Source organism: Mycobacterium sp. (assembly GCF_004298145.1).
Classification (GTDB): domain Bacteria; phylum Actinomycetota; class Actinomycetes; order Mycobacteriales; family Mycobacteriaceae; genus Mycobacterium.
This window is the reverse complement of sequence record NZ_SCRH01000013.1, coordinates 18961-37643: the sequence shown is the minus strand read 5'-3', so window position 1 is coordinate 37643 and position 18683 is coordinate 18961. Positions and strand designations below refer to the sequence as shown.

Genomic DNA, 18683 nt, shown 5'->3' with positions numbered 1-18683 from the left:
GGAGTCAGCCATGACCGAAACCGTCGACCGTCCCGCCCCGCGCGTCGCCCGCTCGCCGGATGACCTCGAGCCGATCGAGACCGCGTCCCGCGACGAGATCTGCGCGCTGCAGCTGCGCCGGCTGCAATGGTCCCTGCGGCACGCCTACGGCAACGTTCCGCACTACCGGGCGGCATTCGACGCCCACGGGGTACACCCCGGCGACCTCAAAGAGCTCGGTGACCTCGCGCTGTTCCCGTTCACCACCAAAGCCGATCTGCGGGCGAACTACCCGTTCGGCATGTTCGCCGTGCCCCAGTCGCAGGTGGCGCGGCTGCACGCGTCCTCCGGCACCACCGGGCGTCCGACCGTCGTCGGCTACACCGCCGCCGACATCGACACCTGGTCCAACCTGGTCGCCCGCTCGTTGCGCGCCGGTGGTGTCCGCTCCACCGACAAGGTCCACATCGCCTACGGTTATGGGCTTTTCACCGGCGGGATCGGCGCCCACTACGGGGCCGAACGACTCGGCTGCACCGTCATTCCGATGTCGGGTGGCATGACGGAACGACAAGTCCAGCTGATCACCGACTTTGGGCCCGACGCCATCATGGTCACCCCGTCCTACATGTTGACCATCGTCGACGCCATGGACGCGGCGGGCATCGACCCACGCAGCACGTCGCTGCGCATCGGCGTTTTCGGTGCCGAACCGTGGACCGAGGAGATGCGCGCTGAACTCGAACACCGGGTCGGGATCGATGCCGTCGACATCTATGGCCTCTCCGAGGTGATGGGTCCCGGCGTCGCGCAGGAATGCGTGGAAACCAGGGACGGTCTGCACATTTGGGAAGACCACTTCTACCCGGAGATCGTCGACCCGGACACCCGAGAGGTGTTGCCCGACGGCAGTGACGGCGAACTCGTGTTCACGTCGTTGACCAAGCAGGCGTTTCCGGTTATCCGGTATCGCACCCGCGACCTGACCGCGCTGCTGCCCGGCACCGCTCGGTCCATGCGCCGGATGCGCAAGATCACCGGGCGCAGCGACGACATGATGATCCTGCGCGGCGTGAACGTATTCCCCAGCCAGATCGAGGAACTGATCTTGGCCCAGCGCGCCCTGGCGCCGCAGTTTCAGTGTGTGCTCGACCGCCCGGGCCGGCTCGAGCAGCTGACGGTTCGGGTGGAGCACCGCCCGGGCATCGCCGTCGAGCACCGTCAGCTCGCCGCTGACGCGCTGGCGCAGCAGATCAAGAACCGCATCGGCGTCAGCGTCATCGTGAGTGTCGTGGAATCCGGCTCGATCGAGCGCTCGGCCGGCAAGGCCACCCGCATCGTCGAGCACGGGCGGCGCTCATGACAGCAGCGCGGCGTCCTGCGCGGTCAGAATCCCGGCATCGGCCAGCCGCGCCACAAAGCGTGGCAGGCGCGGGTTGCGCCGGGCGGCGTCGGCCAGCAGGCGTCGAGCCTCGCCGCATCGCCCCCAGCGGGCGTGCAGCACCGCGGACCAGAATGCGGCCTCGGGATTAGGGCCCAGCACACCGTCGGCGGCCGCGAGTTCGGCTGCGGCCGCGGTGAATTCGGCGTCGGATCGCCGTGCACCGAGAATGGCGCCCGACGGGTTGAACACCACCCGCGACACCTTGTCGAATGCGTCGTGGAGGTCCACGAGCCGAGCCAGTTCGCCGATCGGGTCGGCGTGGTCGTCGACTCGCAGGTCGCGCAGCAGGCCCTCCCATGGTGCGTCGGTGCGCCGACCGTCGACGACGAGCAACGCGGCCGACTGGCTGCCCCGGATGTCGCCGCCCGCCCGGTCGCCGCTACGCAGGCCGGCGATCAGACGATGCGCCAGATCGCCCTCGGCCTGCTCGAAGCCGCGCAGCATCGCGCCGAGCACCGCGTCGCTGTCCAGCATGTTGCCCAGCGCGGCGGCGTGATCGTTGGTCGCGACGCCGGCCGTCGCGACACACCGGTGCCCGCTGTGGATGCCCAGGCACCCCGACGAGTCCAAGTAGGCGACTTGCCGCAGCTCCCGATGGGGGTCCGCGTCGAGCAGTAGCGACAATGCCTCGCCGGCGGGGTTGCCCTGCCTCATCAACGCCAAGCCCCGCGGGCCGTAGGCACGGTCCGGAATCGCCTGGGTCGCCACCACGCCGACACCCGCTTCGGCCCACGTCACCACCGCGCCGACGCCGAGATAGTGGGACTGGGCTGCGACACCCAACGCACCGGTGGCCGGGTCGCGAGCCAGTAACGAGAACGTCATCGGTCAGAAGTCGGTTTCCTCGACGAGCTGCGCGTAATGATTGCGGTATTCGGTGGTCTGCGTGATCGGCATCAGCGCCGCCAGTTTCGCGACATTGCCGGACAGCTTGACCCGGCCCTCCATGAACGCGGCATTCGGCGCCAGCTCGCCGCGCAGCATCGCGACGGAATCGGCGTACGACGCCGACATGGTGCCGTCGGCAGCGGGGTCGTCGCCGATCCGCTGGTCGACGATGCGGCCATCCTGCACGTCGGCGAAATAGCGGATGTCAGCACCGTCGGGAGCGTGAGTGAGGCGATACTGCACCCGCGCCGACGCGCCGGGCCGCCGGCCGAACGCCTGCTGCAGCTCGCGCTGCCGATCCAGCCATTCCTGCGATGCGTACTTCATACTGTCTCCCTCGGTTGAGTGGTGCTGTTCTCTCGATCGAGCACGGCCAGCAAGCGTTCCGCGGTGATCGGAATGGTGTCGACGACCTCGCTGCTCTCCGCGTCCAGCGCATCGCGGATGGCGTTGGCCAGCACCGCGGGCAGCGGGATCGCGCCGCTCTCTCCGCAGCCCTTGGCGCCGTTGAGCGAGAACGGCGATGGTGTCTGTAGGTGGACCAGCTCGACTGCGGGCATGTTGGCCGGCAGCGGCGGAAAGTAGTCCCACAGCGACTCGACCACCGGCTGCCCGTCGGCGGTGTACGGCAGCTGCTCATACAGCGCCGCGCCGAGTCCCTGGGCGGCGCCGCCGATGATCTGCCCGGCGACGTTGGCCGGGTTGAGTTGCACCCCGCAGTCGTGCCCGAACACCAGGCGCTGCACCGACACCGCCCCGGTGTCGCGGTCGATCTCCACCACAGCGGCGACCGCGCCGTAGGCGAACGCGAACGCCTGCGGATCGTAGGTATACGAGGACTCCAGCCCGGGTTCGGTCTCGGGTGGAAGGTCCCGAGCCTGATAGGCCGATTCGGCGACCGCGGAAACCGTTACTGTGCAGCCGGATTCGTCGGTGAAGCCACCCTCCACGTCGCGCACCGCGCCGGGATCGGCGGCCTCCAGCAGGTGGGCGGCGATGCCGCGCATCCGCTCTCGCAGCCGGCGCGACGCCATCATCACCGCCGAACCGGCGACGCCGGCGCCCCGGCTGCCGCCGCTGCCGTAGCCGGTATACGGGCAAGCCAACGTATCCCCGCAGATCACCGACACCGACTCCAGGGGCACCCCGAGCTCGTCGGCGGCGACCTGCGCCAGGACCGTCTCGAGTCCCTGACCCATCGGAATCTGGCCGGTCAACACCGTGACCAAGCCCGACTCGTCCATCCGGACGACGGCCCGGTCATGTCCGGGGCTGTTGATCCCCATCATCGCCGCGGTCAACGACGGGCCGAAATTGGTGGCCTCCAGGTAGCATGCGACACCGACGCCGACGAGGCGCCCGCCCTCGCGGGCTTCGGCGGCCTCTCGCCGCGTCCGGGGCCAGTCGATCTGCGCGGCAACAAGATCCAGCAGTTCGCTGTAGCGTCCGCTGTCCAAACACATCATCGCCGCGGTCCAATACGGCAGCTCGTCGGGGCGGAGCAGGTTGCGCCGGCGGATCTCGATCGGATCGATGCCGAGCCGCCGCGCGCCCTCGTCCATCGCGCGCTCGATGGCGAACGTCGCTTCGGGCATGCCGAATCCGCGGTAGGCGCCGATCGGTGTCTTGTTCGTCACCACGGCCACCAGCTCGGACAGCGCGTCGGGAATCCGGTAGGGACCGAGCACCGTGGCGGCGGTGACCATCCCGGTCCCACAGCCCACCATGTACGGCGTCGCGCCGCAGTCGAGCAGGACATTGGCCCGCAGCCCCGATATCGCTCCGTCGGCGGTGAATCCCAGTTCGAGGTCGACGACCGTGCCGCGACCGTGCACCGTGGCGACGAACGCCTCGGACCGGCTCTCGATCCAGCGGACCGGCCGGCGCACGGCGCGGGCCGCGAAGGCCACCAGAGTCTCCTCGATGTAGGCGCACGCCTTGTTGCCGAACGCGCCGCCGACATCCGGGCACAGCACGCGGACGCGGCTGACCGGGACCCGCAGCGTCGCACTCAGTGAGCCGCGGACCTGATGCGGCGATTGCGTGGAGCTCCACACCGTGACCGACTCGCCGGTGATATCCCAGCCGGCCCGTACGCCGCGGGCCTCCAACGACAATCCCGCGACGCGGCTGTTCGTGTAGCGGCCGCTGACGACCACGGCGGCGTCGCCGAGCGCGGCGGCGGTATCCCCCGCCTCGAAACGGTTGCGGCCGAACACGTTGTCCGGCCAGTCCTCGTACAGCAGCGGTTGGCTGTCCGGATGCGCGTCGACCACCGCGGGCAGCCGTTCGTAGTGAACGTCGACGAGTTCGGCGGCGTCCTCGGCCTGATACGCGTCGTCGGCGACGACGGCGGCGATCGGCTCACCGACGTAACGGACCTTGTCCGTCGCCAGGCACCAGGTGGGGGCGTAGGCTTGGATCTGCGCATTCCACATCATCCCCATCGGCGCGGTGACACCGCGAACGTCCGCGCCGACCAGCACCGCGTGAACGCCGGGCGCGGCACGAGCCCGCCGCGGGTCCACCGTGATGCGGGCGTGCGGTTCGCGGGAGCGGACCACCACCAAATGCAGCTCGCCGGCGGCGAATTCGTCGGCCAGATAGCGCCCGCCGCCGGCCGCCAACCGCCGTAGGTGCAGCCCCGGCGGGCCCGCACCGACCTGCCGTGCCGCGCTCATCGGCTCTGCTCGACAATCTTGGCGGCGACGAGTTCCTCCGCGGCCGCCACGATCGGCGCGTAACCCGTACAGCGACATAGCGACGCGGCCAACCGATCCCGCAGCTCCGCCGGCGTGGGTCGGGCGCCCGCGTCGACCTCGGCCAGCAGCTCTTCGATCAACACCACGAATCCGGGGGTGCAGAAGCCGCACTGCAGCGCACGGTGCCGGATCAGGCAGTCCTGGACCGCGGAGGGCTCCGCCGAGTGGCTCAGGCCCTCGATCGTGACGACATCCGACCCGTCGGCCTGCACCGCCAGCGTCAAACACGCTCGCGCGGACCGGGAATCGAGTAACACGTTGCAGCTGCCGCACAGCCCTTGACCACAGCCGATGTGGGTGCCCGTCAGGCCGAGGCGCTCGCGCAGGAAGTCGGCCAGCGACATCCGCGCGGGCACATCCGCGCGGATCGGGCGACCGTTCACCCGTAGCTCGATGGTCACCCCAGGTCCTTCCGTAGCCGACGCAACAGCCGGGCGACAATGCGCACGGCGAGCCGACGGCGATGGTCCGCGGAGCCGTGCGCGTCGCCGGCGAAGGAGAGGCCCGCCGAAAAGGCATGGGCGGCATGCTCGATCGCGTCGTCGTCGAATCGCCCGGACAGCCCGCCGGTGCTCGCCGGATCTGCCAGCACCGGTACCTGGCCGGCGCCGCCGACCACGATGCGCACGCCGGTGGCCTGGCCATCGACGACGCTGCCGGTGACGGCGGCACTGATCAGTGGCGTGTCGCCGGCACCGCGCAGCGTGACTTCGTCGAAATACCCCACGGATTCGGGCTTCGGCCGATGAAACCTGACGCTGTGCACCAACTCGCCGGGTCGCAGGTCGGTTCGATGCGGCGCCCGGAAGAAATCCTGTTCTGCGATCTGCCGGAAGCCCTTCGATGAGACGGCGGTGACCTCACCCCCGAGGGCGAGCAGACAGACACCGAGTTCGGCCGCCGGGTTGGCGTGGGCGATGCTGCCGCATACCGTGCCCCGGTTGCGTGTGGTCACTTTGCCCACGCGGGGAAGCGCTTGCGCGAGAACGTGGAAACCGGCGATTGCGGAAGAGAACTCGGTGGTGTGTTGGGTGACGGCGGCGCCGATACGCAATCCGCCGGCAGTGGCGTGCAGATCGCGTAGTTCGGCGATCCGGGTGATATCGACCAGCCGGCGGGGCCGCTCCAGCCTGCGGACCATCCGTGGCATCAGGCTCTGTCCACCGGCGAGAACCCGGGTACCGCAGGGATCTTCACGTAGGGCAGCGCAGGCGTCGTCGACTGAAGCAGCCGCCAGGTAGTCGAATGGAGCCGGATGCATCGCAAAGCCTCAGTGGATCGGCACGCTGTCGATGTGCCGCAGGTGTTCGTCGATCAGCCCGGCGACGAGCATCGGATCCTCGAGGTGGGCCAGGTGCCCGCGCCCGGCCAGCACGCGGCACCCGGTACCGAGTGCCGCCGCGAATTCGGCCCCGAGCACCGGGGGGCATGTTTGATCGTGTTCGCCGGTCAGTACCAGAGCCGGTGCGTCTACTTGGCTTGCGGCCGCGGAGATGTCGGCTGAGAATGCGCCGTCGATGATGTGCTCCACCGTGGTGCTGTCGTTGCGGACCGCCCAGCGGACCGAGTCGGCGAGCAGCGCGTCGTCGGTACCGGGCGCGAAGCTCAGCGCGGCGAACTTCTCGAAGAACGGCGTCGGGCCGAGCCGGCGTAACTCGGCGACGACAGCGGCGCTGTCCACATCGGCGACCCGCAGCGCACCACCGATCACCGTCACCGACGCGACTCGCGCCGGCTGGGCGGCCGCGAGTGCGACGCACGCGCTGCCACCGAAAGAGGCGCCCACCAGATGGGCGCGCGCCACAGCGAGACCGTCCATGACCGCCGCGACGTCCGCGGCGTAATCCGCGGCGCCGTAGGTTCCACCCGGGTCGGAAAACCCTTGTCCCCGTAGGTCGACGGCCACCGTGGTGCGGTCGGTGAGCGCCTCCATCACCGGGGACCACTGTGCGGCGGCGCCGTTGATGTTGTGGACGAAGACGACGGGAGTTCCCGGTCCGTCCGATGTTCGTCGCACCCCCGCGAGCAGACCGACCGGGCCGGACACCGAGAATCGCTCCATGGTCGCTACCGGTCACCGGTCGCAGTGGGCGCATGGGCGGAGAAGTGCGCGTGCACCAGCTCCCAGTTGCCTTGACGGCGCCGCCAGATCTCGGTGCTGCGCATGCCGGCGTTGTAGTTGCCCAGCTCGCCGAAGTCGGCCTGGTAGTGGTTGAGGTAGGTCACCCAGGCGACATCACCGACCACCTCGACGCGCTCGTCCCGGAGTTCCGCGGTGATCGCCTCGCCCCCCATGGCCGACGACAGCATGTCCCACAGCTGCGCAATGTGATCCTGTCCGACGTAGACCGCGCCGTTGAGGTTGTACCAGACCAGTTCGTCGGGTATCGCGGTCACGCGTCGACGCAGATAGCTCGAGTCGAGCGGACCGTTGGCGTCGACGAATTCGCGATGCAAGCGCATGATCTCCCGTGCGTCGCCGTCGATCAGGGTTTCGGTCATGGGCGTGTTCCGTTCTTCGATCAGGGTCGGGCGGCGAGCAGCGGACGGCATTCACCGATGTGCGTAATGAGTTCGGGCAACTGGTCGGGGGGCGCGAACGGCACGATCGCGATCTCGTCGATGCCGGTCTCGGCGTAGGCCGCCAACGAATCGCCGACGGCTTCGGGCGGGCACACCATCGCCACCGCATCGACGACCTCGGGGGTGAGGACCCTGGCGGCCTCGACGGGACCACCCCTGGCGAATGCCTCGACCAGCGCCCCGTCCGGGATCGCCCCGGCGGCAAGGTATTCGGTGGTGCCGGGATCAAACGCCGACAGCAGCTCCGCCACCTGAATGCGGGCCGTCTGCACGTCGTCGGTGATGAATGCGGTGACCACAGCGGAAATTCGGAAGCCCTCACGCGGGCGGCCGGCGTCGGTGAGCGTCGCCTCCACCCGTTCCACGGTCTCGGCCAGGTACTTGCGCGATGAGCCGGCGCTCAGGCAGACGCCGTCCGCATAGCGGGCGGCAGTTTCCACCATCCGCGGGCGCACGGCCATGATGTCCAGCGCGGGCGGCGCGGACACCGGGTTCAACGTGTATCGCTCGAATCGGAACCCGGGGAATTCGGCGGTCAGCTCGCCGCCGGCCAGCGCGCTCTTGAGCGCACGATGCAGCGCGATCGTCGACGCGATCGGCTTGTCGATCGACTTGCCGAGCGTGGCGATCATGTCCGGCACCCCGGTCCCGATCGCCGCCCGGACCCGGCCCGGCGCGATTTCGGCCAGCGACGCCAGCTCCATCGCGGCCACGCCGGGGTGACGTCCGGCGGCGCTGATCCCCATCAGGACGACTTCGAGCCGCTCGGTCTCCCGCAGGTACACGGTCGCGGGCACCACCGCGTCGTGCGCGCAGATGTGTTCGGCGTACCACAGACCGTCGAAGCCGTTTTCGTCGGCGGCCCGGACGGCCGGCAGGTCGGCAAGGATCGAGCCGAACCCGGTAAACGACAAACTGACTCGCACGGTCCGACCCCTCGTCGCTCGACCTGCCGATTGGATCATCGGCGCGGCCACCGTAACGCCATCTGTGACACGGTGTCAATGTTGTGGTTGTACATGGAGTCTCAACGTGCCAGACTTGGCGACGTGACGACGCGACAAAGCGATCTGCAGGCGCGCCGGCGCGAACACCGTCGCAATGCCCGGCGACGGCTGCTCGACGCCGCCCATCGCCTGCTGGAGAACCAGCCCTGGGCCGAGATTTCGCTCGACGACATCACCTCCGCGGCCGAGGTCGCCCGGACCGCCTTTTACCGGCATTTCGAGGATCGTCAGCATCTGCTGATGGCGATGCTGGACGACGTCGGTCTGGAGTTGGGTCATGTCGCCGACGAGTGGATGGCCGATCACGATGACCCGGCCGCCGATCTTCGGCGCAGCCTGGCCGACCTGACCGAGATATTCGTCGAACATGGCCGGCTCATCCAGGCGATCTCGGATACCGCGAGATACGACCCGGAGATCAGCGAGCTGTATTCCGCTCTGGCCGAAGGTCTCGTCACGGCGACCGCGCGCCGGATCCAAGCGGACATTGCGGGGGGCCGCAGCCAGATTGCGCAGCCCGGCGAGGTGGCACGCGCCCTGACGTGGATGAACGAGCGCTACCTGCTGGCGTCGTTCGGGCAGCGACCGTTCGCCGACCCGGCCGCGGCGACCGACGCGCTGGCCACCATCTGGATCAACACGCTCTACCGGCAATCGGCGGAGGGCCCATGAGCCCACGGCTGCTCGTCCACGGGGGGAGCGTCTTCGATCCGGTCTCCGGAACGGCGGCCCCCGCCGATGTGGTCATCGACGGTGAACGGATCGTCGAGGTGGGGCCGGGCCTGGACGGCGACACCGCGCTGGATGCCACCGGGCACCTGGTGGTACCGGGTTTTATCGACTGCCACGTCCATGTCACGCTCGACGATGTCGACGTGCTGCGGCTGATCCAAAGTCCGTTCTCGCTCAGGTTCTTTCAGGCCGTCCGCAACCTGCGGTTGACCCTGCACGCCGGAGTGACCACCGTCCGGGATGCCGCCGGCGCGGACCTCGGCGTCAAACAGGCGGTGGCCACCGGGCTGATCGACGGCCCCGACATGCACATCGCGATCGGTATGCTCAGCCAGACCGGCGGCCACGCCGACGAATGGATGCCATCGGGCGAGTGCGTGCACGCCCTGTGGCCGCCGTACCCCGGCTGCCCGTCGACAATCGTCGACGGCGTCGACGAGATGCGCCGCAAGGTCCGGGAACTGATCCGCGCCGGCGCCGACGTCATCAAGGTCGCCACCACGGGTGGGGTCGTCAGCCCGCGCAGTGACCCCCGCCGCGCGCATCTCGCCTCCGACGAACTTGCGGTGATGATGGTTGAGGCACGAGCCGCGCGGGTCCACGTCATGGCGCACGCGCAGGGCACCGATGGTGTCAAGAATGCTGTGCGGTGCGGTGTTCGTTCCATCGAGCACGGCGTCTATCTCGACGAGGAAGCGGTCGCGATGATGGTGGACCACGGAACCTGGCTGGTGCCAACACTATCCGCACCGCGGGCCCTGTTGCGCCTGGCGCGGACCGGCGCCGGCATCACCGCGACCACGCGGGCGAAGGTGGCCGATATGGTCGAGGCACACGACGAATCGCTGAGGCTCGCGCATGCCGCCGGTGTCCGCATCGCGATGGGAACCGATGCCGGGATCGCGCCGCACGGGCACAACCTCGCCGAGCTCGAACTGATGCATGACCAGGGCCTCTCGCCGGGCGATGCGCTGCGCGCGGCGACAACGTCGGCGGCCGAACTGCTCGGTGCCGGTGACCAGATCGGTGAGTTGGCGCCCGGCAAGCGAGCGGACCTCGTGCTGTTGGACGGCACCGACATCGCCGTGCGCGGTTTGTCCGAGCGGGTACGGGCGGTGATTCACCGCGGCACCATCCATGTCGACAAGATCTCCACGCGGATTGCGCAGTGGGTGTGAGGGAGGAGATTCGCCGGCGGTGGCTGCGCGACGAAGCGGTCGCGGCGGCGACCGTGGTTCGAACGTGGGATTCGGCGCCGCGGCCGCCCGGGTCGATGATGGTTGTCGCCGAGGACGGTTCGGTCACCGGCAGCGTGTCGGGCGGATGCGTCGAATCGGCGGTGTATGAACTGGCGCTCCAGGTGCTCACCGACGGAGTACCGGTTCTGCAGCGTTTCGGCTTGGCCGACAACGCCTTTGAAGCGGGCCTTACCTGTGGCGGCACGCTCGAGGTCTTCATCGAGCGGATCCACCGCAACAGCTATCCGGAGTTCGGCGACGTGGTCGGCCCGAAACGGGAGCTGATGGTTGTCGCAACCACCATCCGGGCGGGGGATCCGGCCCTGGTGGGCCGGCGGCTGATCGTCCGATCCTGTTCGACCAGCGGGTCGCTGGGCTCAGCTCGCGCCGACGCGGAGGTGACGCGGGCCGTGCGCGGAACACGGAGCGCCGGTGGCCCGGCGGTGCTGCGCTACCGCCCAACAGGCGGTGGTATCGACGACGAACTCGAGATCTTCGTGTCCGCGCATCGCGCGCAGGCCCGGATGATCGTCTTCGGGGCGATCGACTTCGCCGCGGCCACCGCGGGAATCGGCGCGTTTCTGGGCTACCACGTCACCGTCTGCGATCCGAGAGCGGTATTCGCCACGCCGACAAGGTTTCCCGATGCCGACGACATCGTGGTGCAGTGGCCACACCGTTACCTCAGGGCGGAGCGTGACGCCGGTCGCGTTGATGGCCGCACCGTATTGGTGGTGTTGACCCATGACCCGAAATTCGATGTCCCCCTGCTCGAACTCGCCCTGCGTGACGAGGGCTGGAGGGAGCGACCGGCGTACGTCGGCGCGATCGGTTCCCGGCGGACCCATGCTGACCGTGCGGCACGGCTGCGTGAAATCGGGTTGACCGAACGGGAACTCGGCCGGCTGCGGGCGCCCATCGGTCTTCAACTCGGGGCGATCACGCCCGAGGAGACGGCGGTCTCGATCGCCGCGGAGATCATCGCGGATCGCGGTGGCGGCAACGGAGGCCGGCTGACCGGGACCGACGCGCCCATTCACCCGTCTGCGGGATCCACGCAACATGCCCTCCGAGATCGGGTCATGGCTCGGCCGACTGAACATGATGCGCTCCGATCCCGCGGATGCGGACAATCTGTCGCCATTTTCGCGGGCTCAGATGCAAGCCCACCGTCGAATACCTAGGTTCTGTAGACGGATAGGGTTACCGGTCGGAAGGGCTTCATCATGGGTTTGGACGATGTGTTGCGCTGGGACGGGGAATTGACGGTGACCCGGCACGACCCCGAGACCGGGGCATCGTTTGTCATCCGGGTGGACTCGACGCGGCTGGGGCAGGCGGCCGGCGGCACCCGGGCGGCGCAGTATTCGTCGCTGTCCGGCGCCCTGGACGATGCCGGGAAACTCGCCGGGGCAATGACGTTGAAGATGGCGGTGAGCGGCCTTCCCATGGGCGGTGGGAAATCCGTGATCGTGCTTCCGTCGCCACGCAAAGACATCGAGCCGCCGGCCTGGCAGCGGATCCTGGAACTGCATGCCGAGAACATCGACCGGCTCAACGGCACCTACTGGACTGGACCCGACGTCAACACCAACTCCGCCGACATGGACATCCTCAACGAGACAACCGAATTCGTCTTCGGCCGCTCGGCGGATCGCGGCGGCGCCGGCTCCAGCGCCGTCAACACCGCGCTCGGGGTGTTCGAAGCCATGCGGGCTACCGCCGTACATGCCGGCCTCGGAGCGCTCGACGGACTGACCATTCTGATCCAGGGGCTGGGCGCGGTCGGCGGCCAACTGGCCGCTTTCGCGTCGGAGGCCGGCGCCCGATTGTTGGTCTCCGACACCGACCTTGCGCGTCTCAGCTGGGCCCGTCAATTCGGGTGCACGGTCGTCGAACCCGAAGACGTCTCGACCACCCGCTGCGATATCTTCGCCCCGTGCGCGATGGGCGGCGTCATCGACAGCGCGACCGCCGCGCGGCTGAGCACGTCCGCGATCGTCGGGGCGGCCAACAACATTCTTGCTCATGAGCAGGCCGGTGCCATTCTGCGCGAACGCGGCATTCTGTACGCGCCCGACTTCGTCGCCAATGCCGGCGGCGCGTTCCACCTTGTCGGCCGCGAAGTGCTCGGGTGGGGCGACGACACTGTCGCCGAGCACACCAGACGAATCGGCGATACCGTCATCGAGGTTTACGCGATCAGTGAGGCCGAGGACATCACCACCGACGCCGCCGCCCGGATACTGGCCCGCCGCCGGATGAAGGCCGTGGGCGCGGCGATTCCGGCTTGACGTGGCGCTGTTCAAAACCAGTCGGCCGGCAGGCCATTCCACTCCTCGAACACCAACCAGGTGCGGGTCGCGCGGATGCCGGCCATGCCGTGCAGCCGTTCCAGCACCACCGTGCGCAGCGTCGCATTGTCGGGGGCGCGGACCACGACGAGAACGTCGAAGTCGCCGCCCACCAGAGTGAACCGTTCGACGAACCGCAGTGTCTTCAACTGTGCCGACAAGCCGCGCCAGGCGTCCTGTTGAATGGACAACGCGATCAGCGCCGACGTCGCAAAGCCCGCTCTTTCCAGGTTGATTCGCGCGGTGAAGCCCTCGATGATCCCCCGCTGTTCGAGCCGTTCGATCCGCGCGTACACATGGGTGCGAGAGATGTGCGCCCGCTTGGCCAACTCCAGCATCGACACCCGGCCGTCTTTGACCAATTCCCGGATCAGCCGCCGATCGACATCGTCGAGTTGCAGAGCTGCTGTCGTGTCGTCGTCCATGTGTTCGCCGCCTCGCCTCGTTCGATCGGGGGTATGAACAGTATGCATATGAATCCTCCTGGCTAGGCCAATACATCCTCAAGTACCGCGGCCTTGATGCATTAATGGCCATGAACGCCGACCATTGGAGCGCAGGTAGTCAAATTGGGAGGCAGTTGTGGCGGTGGTTGAGCAGGTTGGCACGGCGTACGCGAATTTTCTTCCGGCCGACGCTCCCGTGCAGTACCTCGACCCGACGGGTCAGCTGACCGACAGCGCTGCGAGGTACCCCCGTCCGTCCGGTCAACGACTGGTCGACATGTACCGAAACATGGTTCTGGGGCGTCGTTTTGACGAACAGGCGACGGCGCTGACCAAGCAGGGCCGGTTGGCGGTGTATCCGTCCGCACGAGGACAGGAAGCCTGTCAGGTCGCTGCCGGGATGTCGCTGCGGGCCACGGATTGGATGTTCCCGACGTACCGCGATTCGATGGCATTGGTCACCCGGGGTGTGGATCCGGTCGAGATCCTCACCATGGTGGCGGGCGATTGGCACTGCGGCTACGACCCGGCTCGCCACCGCACCGCACCGCAGTGCACGCCGTTGGCGACCCAGCTTCTTCACGCGGCCGGGCTGGCGCATGCCCAGACCCGCAAAGGCGTCGACGCGGTGGTGCTGGCGCTGTGCGGCGACGGTGCGACCAGCGAAGGCGACTTTCACGAAGCACTGAACTTCGCGGCGGTTTTCGGTGCGCCGGTGATTTTCTTGGTGCAGAACAACGGTTTTGCGATCAGCGTGCCGTTGTCGCGGCAGACGGCTGCCCCGTCGTTGGCGCACAAAGGTATCGGATATGGCATCGGCAGCGAGCAGGTCGACGGCAACGATCCGGTCGCGATGCTGGCGGTGATGGACGAAGCGCGCAGCTATGTGCTGGACAGCAAGGGCCCCGTCATCGTCGAAGCCCATACCTACCGGGTCGAGGGTCATACCAACGCCGATGATCCAACCCGGTACCGGACCAACGACGAAGTCGCGCACTGGCGCGCGAGGGACCCCGTCGCCCGGCTCGAGACCTACCTGCGCGCCGAAGACCTCATTGACGACGCCCATGTCAGTGCCGTCGCCGCCGAAGCCGAAGACCGCGCCGCGGCGCTGCGAGCCGGGATCAACGCCGATCGGCCGACTGATGCCGACGACCTTTTCCGTTACGTCTTCGCCGAACCGACCAGTCAACTGCGCGAACAACAATCGCAGCTGCGAGCGGAATTAGCCGCCGAGGCCCGGGAGGCCTGACAAGGATGACCGTGATCACCATGGCGCAGGCTCTCAACACCGCGCTCCGCGACGCACTCGAGCAAGACGAATCCGTCTTGGTGTTCGGCGAGGACGTCGGCGACCTGGGTGGGGTCTTCCGGGTCACCGACGGCCTCGCCAAAACGTTCGGCAGGGATCGGTGTTTCGATACCCCGCTGGCGGAATCGGGAATCATCGGGTTCGCCATCGGCATGGCGATGGCGGGTTTTCGCCCGGTGGTGGAGATGCAGTTCGACGCCTTCGCCTACCCGGCGTTCGAGCAGATCGTGTCCCACGTCGCCAAGCTCAGGAACCGCACCAAAGGTGCGCTGTCGGCGCCGATGGTGATCCGGATACCGTTCGCCGGCGGTATCGGCGGGGTCGAGCATCATTGCGATTCCAGCGAGGCGTACTACGCGCACACCCCGGGCCTCAAAGTCGTTGCGCCGGCGTCGGTCGCGGACGCCTACAGTCTGCTGCGGCACGCGATCGACGACCCGGATCCGGTGGTGTTCCTCGAACCCAAACGCCAATATTTTTCCCGCGACGACGTCGACCTCGAGCGCGGCGCCCCGATCGGGAGAGCGCGAATCCTCCGGCCGGGACGCGACGCCACGATGATCGCGTACGGGCCCGCGGTCGATCCCGCGTTGCAGGCGGCGGCCGCCGCCGCCGACGACGGGCGCGACGTCGAAGTAATCGACCTGCGGTCGATCGTCCCTTTCGACGACGAGACCGTCGCGGCATCGGTGCGAAAGACCGGTCGATGCATGGTGGTGCACGAGGCCCAGGGATTCGCCGGGGTGGGGGCCGAGATCGCGGCCCGGGTTCAGGAGCGCTGCTTCCATCACCTGCAGGCGCCGGTGCTGCGCGTCTGCGGATTCGACATCCCTTACCCGGCACCCAAATTCGAGGCGTTGCACCTGCCCTGCTGCGACCGGATTCTCGACGCACTCGGCCGGCTGCAATGGGACGACCGCGTCGACACCCGATGGGCTCCGGCCCACTCATGACGGCACGTCGTCGAGTGAGAAGCATTGCCCGTCAACGTGATATGGATACCGAACAAGAGGAGTGAATCCGTGCTCAGTGCTATCGGAACCCTGTCCGTGATGCTTTTGCTGATCTTGTTCCCGCTGCTCATACCGGCGCTCGTCACCGTCGGGCATGCCCTGGGCGCCGCGCGGTGCCGCCGGCATCGACCCCGCAACCGCCCCGGGGCCACGGCGAGCCGGGTATTCGATAACCCTCGGTCGGCGGCAGCTGGTGTGGGCCGGTTGCGAGAGATTTCACCTGCCACGCCCGGCGCGGGCAGCCTACCGGATGGGGATGAGCCACTTCGGTTCCCGCCAAGTCCGATCCGCGAACCGCAGGCGAGACCCGCAACAAAGACGGTGCCCTCATGACCGACCGGACATTCGTGCTGCCCGACCTCGGTGAGGGCCTCGCGGAGGCCGTCATCGCGGACTGGCGAGTGCAGGTTGGCGACACCGTGACCGTCGACCAGGTGGTCGTCGAGGTCGAAACCGCCAAGGCGGCAGTCGAGGTTCCGGTCCCGTTCGCGGGCACGGTGATTGAACTGCACGGCGGGGTGGGTTCAACCCTGGCCGTGGGCGCCCCGTTGATCACTGTTGGCAGCGCCGACGAACGCACCGAGGAGGGGGCGGGCTCGGGAAATGTGCTGATCGGGTACGGCACTCGTGAACCAGATCCTCGTCGTCGCCGTCGAACACCCGTGCAGCAGCCGATCGCTCCAGCGGCCGCCACGACCAAGGTGATCTCGCCGGTGGTCCGCAAACTCGCCCGCGACAACGGTGTTGACCTCACCCTCCTGCCGCCCACCGGAGGGGACGGCGTGATCACTCGCGCAGACGTCGAACACGCCCTGACCCGGACCGCAACCAGCACGCAAGACGAACAACGCACCCCAATCACCGGAATACGCAAGGTAATTGCGGAGAAACTCCTCACCAGCCGTCGCGAGATTCCCGATGCGACCACCTGGGTCGACGTCGACGCCACCGCACTGCTCGACGCCCGACGATCCGTCCAGGAGGTCGCGGGCCGCAAGGTCAGCCTGCTGGCGCTGCTGGCCCGGTTCACCGTCGCCGCACTCCGGCAGTTCCCCGACCTCAATTCGTCGGTCGACACCGCACGTTCGGAATTCGTCCGCTACCAACACGTCAACCTGGGAATCGCGGCCCAAACCCCGCGCGGGCTGGTGGTCCCGGTGATCAAGAACGCCGACACGCTCGACCTTCTTGCCCTATCCGACATATTGACCGCGACAACGACATTGGCCCGCGACGACGAGCTCCCACCCGCCCGGCTCACCGGGGGAACGTTCACGCTGAACAACTACGGCGTCTTCGGTGTCGACGGGTCCACACCGATCATCAACCACCCCGAAGCGGCGATCCTGGGTATCGGCCGAATCATCGACCGGCCATGGGTGGTCGACGGCGAATTGACCGTGCGCACAATGACGCAAGTTTCGCTGAGCTTCGATCACCGGGTGTGTGACGGCGCTACCGCCGGCGGATTCCTGCGACTGTTCGCCGATTTCATCGAGAACCCGATCGCGGCGTTGGCGCGGTTGTGATGGGTGATTCCCGGCCGGCCCGGCACAGCGACGTGCTGATCCTCGGCGGCGGCTCGGCCGGCTACGCCTGCGCGCTGCGGGCAGGTCAACTGGGTCGCTCCGTGACCCTGATCGAGGCGGACAAGGTTGGCGGCACGTGTCTGCACCGCGGCTGCATTCCCACCAAAGCGCTGCTGCATGCGGCCGAGGTCGCCGACGTGACGCGCGCGGCCGAACGTTTCGGCGTGCGCGCAACCCTGACCGCCATCGACATGGCGGCCGTGCACGCCTACAAGCAGTCGGTGGTGGACCGGTTGCACACCGGACTGAACGGGTTGATCGCCGGCCGCGGTATAGCGGTCATCCAGGGTGCCGGCCGCTATGTCGGAAACCGCACCGTCGTCGTGGACGGAAACCCCTACACCGGCGGGGCGTTGGTCCTGGCGACCGGTTCCGCCTCCCGAGCCATCGCGAACATCCCGATCGGTGGCCGGATCATGTCCAGCGATCACGCCCTGCAGCTGCCCGAGATCCCGCGGACCGCGATCGTGCTCGGCGGCGGTGTGATCGGCGTCGAGTTCGCCAGCATGTGGGCGTCGTACGGCGCCGAGGTGACATTGCTGGAAGCCATGCCCAGGCTGTTGCCCGGCGAAGACGACTGGACGTCGGCGACACTCGAACGGGCGCTGCGTCGCCGGGGTATCACGGTCAAGACCGGCGCGACCGTGACCGCGGCCCGGCAGAACGGCGCCGGGGTTGCCGTGGAATTGGCCGGCGGTGAGGCGATGAAGGCCGACGTGTTGCTGGTCGCCGTCGGCCGCGAACCCAGATCGGCCGGCTTCGCCGAGGCCGGAATCGCCACGGACCGTGGGTTTGTGACGGTCGATCGCCGACTCACGACCAGCCACGGCGGCGTCTACGCGGTCGGCGATCTCGTGGCCGGGGCACAACTGGCCCACCGTGGCTTCGCGCACGGCATTTACGTTGCCGAACAGATCGCCGGCCGGGACCCGGTACTGCCGGCGGACCCGCTGATTCCACGGGTAACGTACGCCCACCCGCAGGTCGCTTCGGTGGGACTCACCGAATCGTCGGCGCGCGATCAGTATGGCGACATCACGGCGATCGTCTACGACCTCGGCGGCAACGCGAAGAGCCAGATCCTACGAACCGCGGGCGGAGTCAAGGTAATTCGCCGCGGACGAGCCGACGGTGGCGGCCCGGTGGTCGGTGTTCACCTGGTGGGCGATCGCGTCGGCGAGCTGATCGGGGAGGCCCAGCTGATGGTTGGCTGGGAGGCGCTGCCCACCGACGTCGCACCGTTTGTCCACGCCCATCCCACCCAGAACGAGGCGCTGGGCGAAGCGGTGCTGGCATTGGCCGGCTCGCCGCTACATGCACACATGTGAACCCGCGG

The 18683-nt window shown here is 68.1% G+C and carries 18 protein-coding genes; 9 read left to right on the top strand and 9 right to left on the bottom strand.

Going from position 1 to position 18683, the window contains the following annotated elements:
* Nucleotides 1–10: 10 nt before the first annotated feature.
* A complete protein-coding gene (gene paaK, locus EPN51_RS04650) occupies nucleotides 11–1342 on the top strand; it encodes a phenylacetate--CoA ligase PaaK (protein ID WP_293037807.1) in 1332 nt (443 codons plus the stop codon).
* On the opposite strand, the gene EPN51_RS04645 is transcribed toward paaK, so the two are convergent.
* Genes EPN51_RS04645 through EPN51_RS04610 form a run of 8 tightly spaced genes read right to left on the bottom strand, consistent with a single transcriptional unit; the run spans nucleotide 1337 to nucleotide 8582 of the window.
* Nucleotides 1337–2248 carry a DUF1028 domain-containing protein gene (locus EPN51_RS04645; RefSeq protein ID WP_293037804.1) on the bottom strand — a complete coding sequence of 304 codons (912 nt, stop codon included), beginning with the start codon at nucleotides 2246–2248 and terminating at the stop codon, nucleotides 1337–1339. The two genes, paaK and EPN51_RS04645, sit on opposite strands and share 6 nt — an antisense overlap.
* Before the next feature lie 3 nt (nucleotides 2249–2251).
* Complete coding sequence (locus EPN51_RS04640; RefSeq protein WP_293037801.1) at nucleotides 2252–2638, bottom strand: SCP2 sterol-binding domain-containing protein; 387 nt, start codon at nucleotides 2636–2638, stop codon at nucleotides 2252–2254.
* Nucleotides 2635–4992 carry a xanthine dehydrogenase family protein molybdopterin-binding subunit gene (locus EPN51_RS04635; RefSeq protein WP_293037798.1) on the bottom strand — a complete coding sequence of 786 codons (2358 nt, stop codon included), beginning with the start codon at nucleotides 4990–4992 and terminating at the stop codon, nucleotides 2635–2637. Before EPN51_RS04635 ends, EPN51_RS04640 begins: the two co-directional genes overlap by 4 nt.
* Nucleotides 4989–5474: a (2Fe-2S)-binding protein gene (locus EPN51_RS04630; RefSeq protein WP_293037794.1), complete on the bottom strand. Its 486-nt coding sequence runs from the start codon at nucleotides 5472–5474 to the stop codon at nucleotides 4989–4991. The genes EPN51_RS04635 and EPN51_RS04630 overlap by 4 nt, the downstream gene beginning before the upstream one ends.
* A complete protein-coding gene (locus EPN51_RS04625; protein ID WP_293037791.1) occupies nucleotides 5471–6334 on the bottom strand; it encodes an FAD binding domain-containing protein in 864 nt (287 codons plus the stop codon). Before EPN51_RS04625 ends, EPN51_RS04630 begins: the two co-directional genes overlap by 4 nt.
* A gap of 9 nt (nucleotides 6335–6343) precedes the next feature.
* A complete protein-coding gene (locus tag EPN51_RS04620) occupies nucleotides 6344–7120 on the bottom strand; it encodes an alpha/beta fold hydrolase (protein ID WP_293037789.1) in 777 nt (258 codons plus the stop codon).
* Nucleotides 7121–7140: 20 nt separating this feature from the next.
* Nucleotides 7141–7575: a nuclear transport factor 2 family protein gene (locus EPN51_RS04615; protein ID WP_293037787.1), complete on the bottom strand. Its 435-nt coding sequence runs from the start codon at nucleotides 7573–7575 to the stop codon at nucleotides 7141–7143.
* A gap of 20 nt (nucleotides 7576–7595) precedes the next feature.
* Complete coding sequence (locus tag EPN51_RS04610) at nucleotides 7596–8582, bottom strand: LLM class flavin-dependent oxidoreductase (RefSeq protein WP_293037784.1); 987 nt, start codon at nucleotides 8580–8582, stop codon at nucleotides 7596–7598.
* A gap of 123 nt (nucleotides 8583–8705) precedes the next feature.
* Between EPN51_RS04610 and EPN51_RS04605 the strand changes: the two genes are divergently transcribed.
* The 4 genes from EPN51_RS04605 to EPN51_RS04590 are packed head-to-tail and all read left to right on the top strand — an operon-like array spanning nucleotide 8706 to nucleotide 12927.
* Nucleotides 8706–9335, top strand: a complete 630-nt coding sequence (locus EPN51_RS04605) for a TetR/AcrR family transcriptional regulator (RefSeq protein WP_293037781.1) — start codon at nucleotides 8706–8708, stop codon at nucleotides 9333–9335.
* Complete coding sequence (locus tag EPN51_RS04600) at nucleotides 9332–10573, top strand: amidohydrolase family protein (protein ID WP_293037779.1); 1242 nt, start codon at nucleotides 9332–9334, stop codon at nucleotides 10571–10573. The genes EPN51_RS04605 and EPN51_RS04600 overlap by 4 nt, the downstream gene beginning before the upstream one ends.
* Entirely contained in the window at nucleotides 10564–11817 is a 1254-nt protein-coding gene (locus EPN51_RS04595; protein WP_293037776.1) for an XdhC/CoxI family protein, read from the top strand. Before EPN51_RS04600 ends, EPN51_RS04595 begins: the two co-directional genes overlap by 10 nt.
* A gap of 42 nt (nucleotides 11818–11859) precedes the next feature.
* On the top strand, nucleotides 11860–12927 hold the full coding sequence (locus EPN51_RS04590) for a Glu/Leu/Phe/Val dehydrogenase family protein (protein ID WP_293037774.1): 1068 nt from the start codon (nucleotides 11860–11862) through the stop codon (nucleotides 12925–12927).
* An 11-nt stretch (nucleotides 12928–12938) separates the two neighbouring features.
* Here the strand turns inward: EPN51_RS04590 and EPN51_RS04585 are convergent, their stop codons facing one another.
* Nucleotides 12939–13412 (bottom strand): Lrp/AsnC family transcriptional regulator, encoded by a 474-nt coding sequence (locus EPN51_RS04585; RefSeq protein WP_293037771.1) that lies wholly within the window; start codon nucleotides 13410–13412, stop codon nucleotides 12939–12941.
* A gap of 157 nt (nucleotides 13413–13569) precedes the next feature.
* Between EPN51_RS04585 and pdhA the strand changes: the two genes are divergently transcribed.
* From pdhA to lpdA, 4 genes are all read left to right on the top strand, one after another.
* Nucleotides 13570–14685, top strand: coding sequence for a pyruvate dehydrogenase (acetyl-transferring) E1 component subunit alpha (pdhA, locus tag EPN51_RS04580; protein ID WP_293037769.1), 1116 nt, complete (start codon nucleotides 13570–13572; stop codon nucleotides 14683–14685).
* A gap of 5 nt (nucleotides 14686–14690) precedes the next feature.
* Nucleotides 14691–15698: an alpha-ketoacid dehydrogenase subunit beta gene (locus tag EPN51_RS04575; protein ID WP_293037766.1), complete on the top strand. Its 1008-nt coding sequence runs from the start codon at nucleotides 14691–14693 to the stop codon at nucleotides 15696–15698.
* 389 nt (nucleotides 15699–16087) lie between these two features.
* Nucleotides 16088–17287 (top strand): dihydrolipoamide acetyltransferase family protein, encoded by a 1200-nt coding sequence (locus tag EPN51_RS04570; RefSeq protein ID WP_293037764.1) that lies wholly within the window; start codon nucleotides 16088–16090, stop codon nucleotides 17285–17287.
* Nucleotides 17287–18675, top strand: coding sequence for a dihydrolipoyl dehydrogenase (gene lpdA, locus EPN51_RS04565; RefSeq protein WP_293037762.1), 1389 nt, complete (start codon nucleotides 17287–17289; stop codon nucleotides 18673–18675). The genes EPN51_RS04570 and lpdA overlap by 1 nt, the downstream gene beginning before the upstream one ends.
* The last annotated feature ends 8 nt before the right edge of the window (nucleotides 18676–18683 follow it).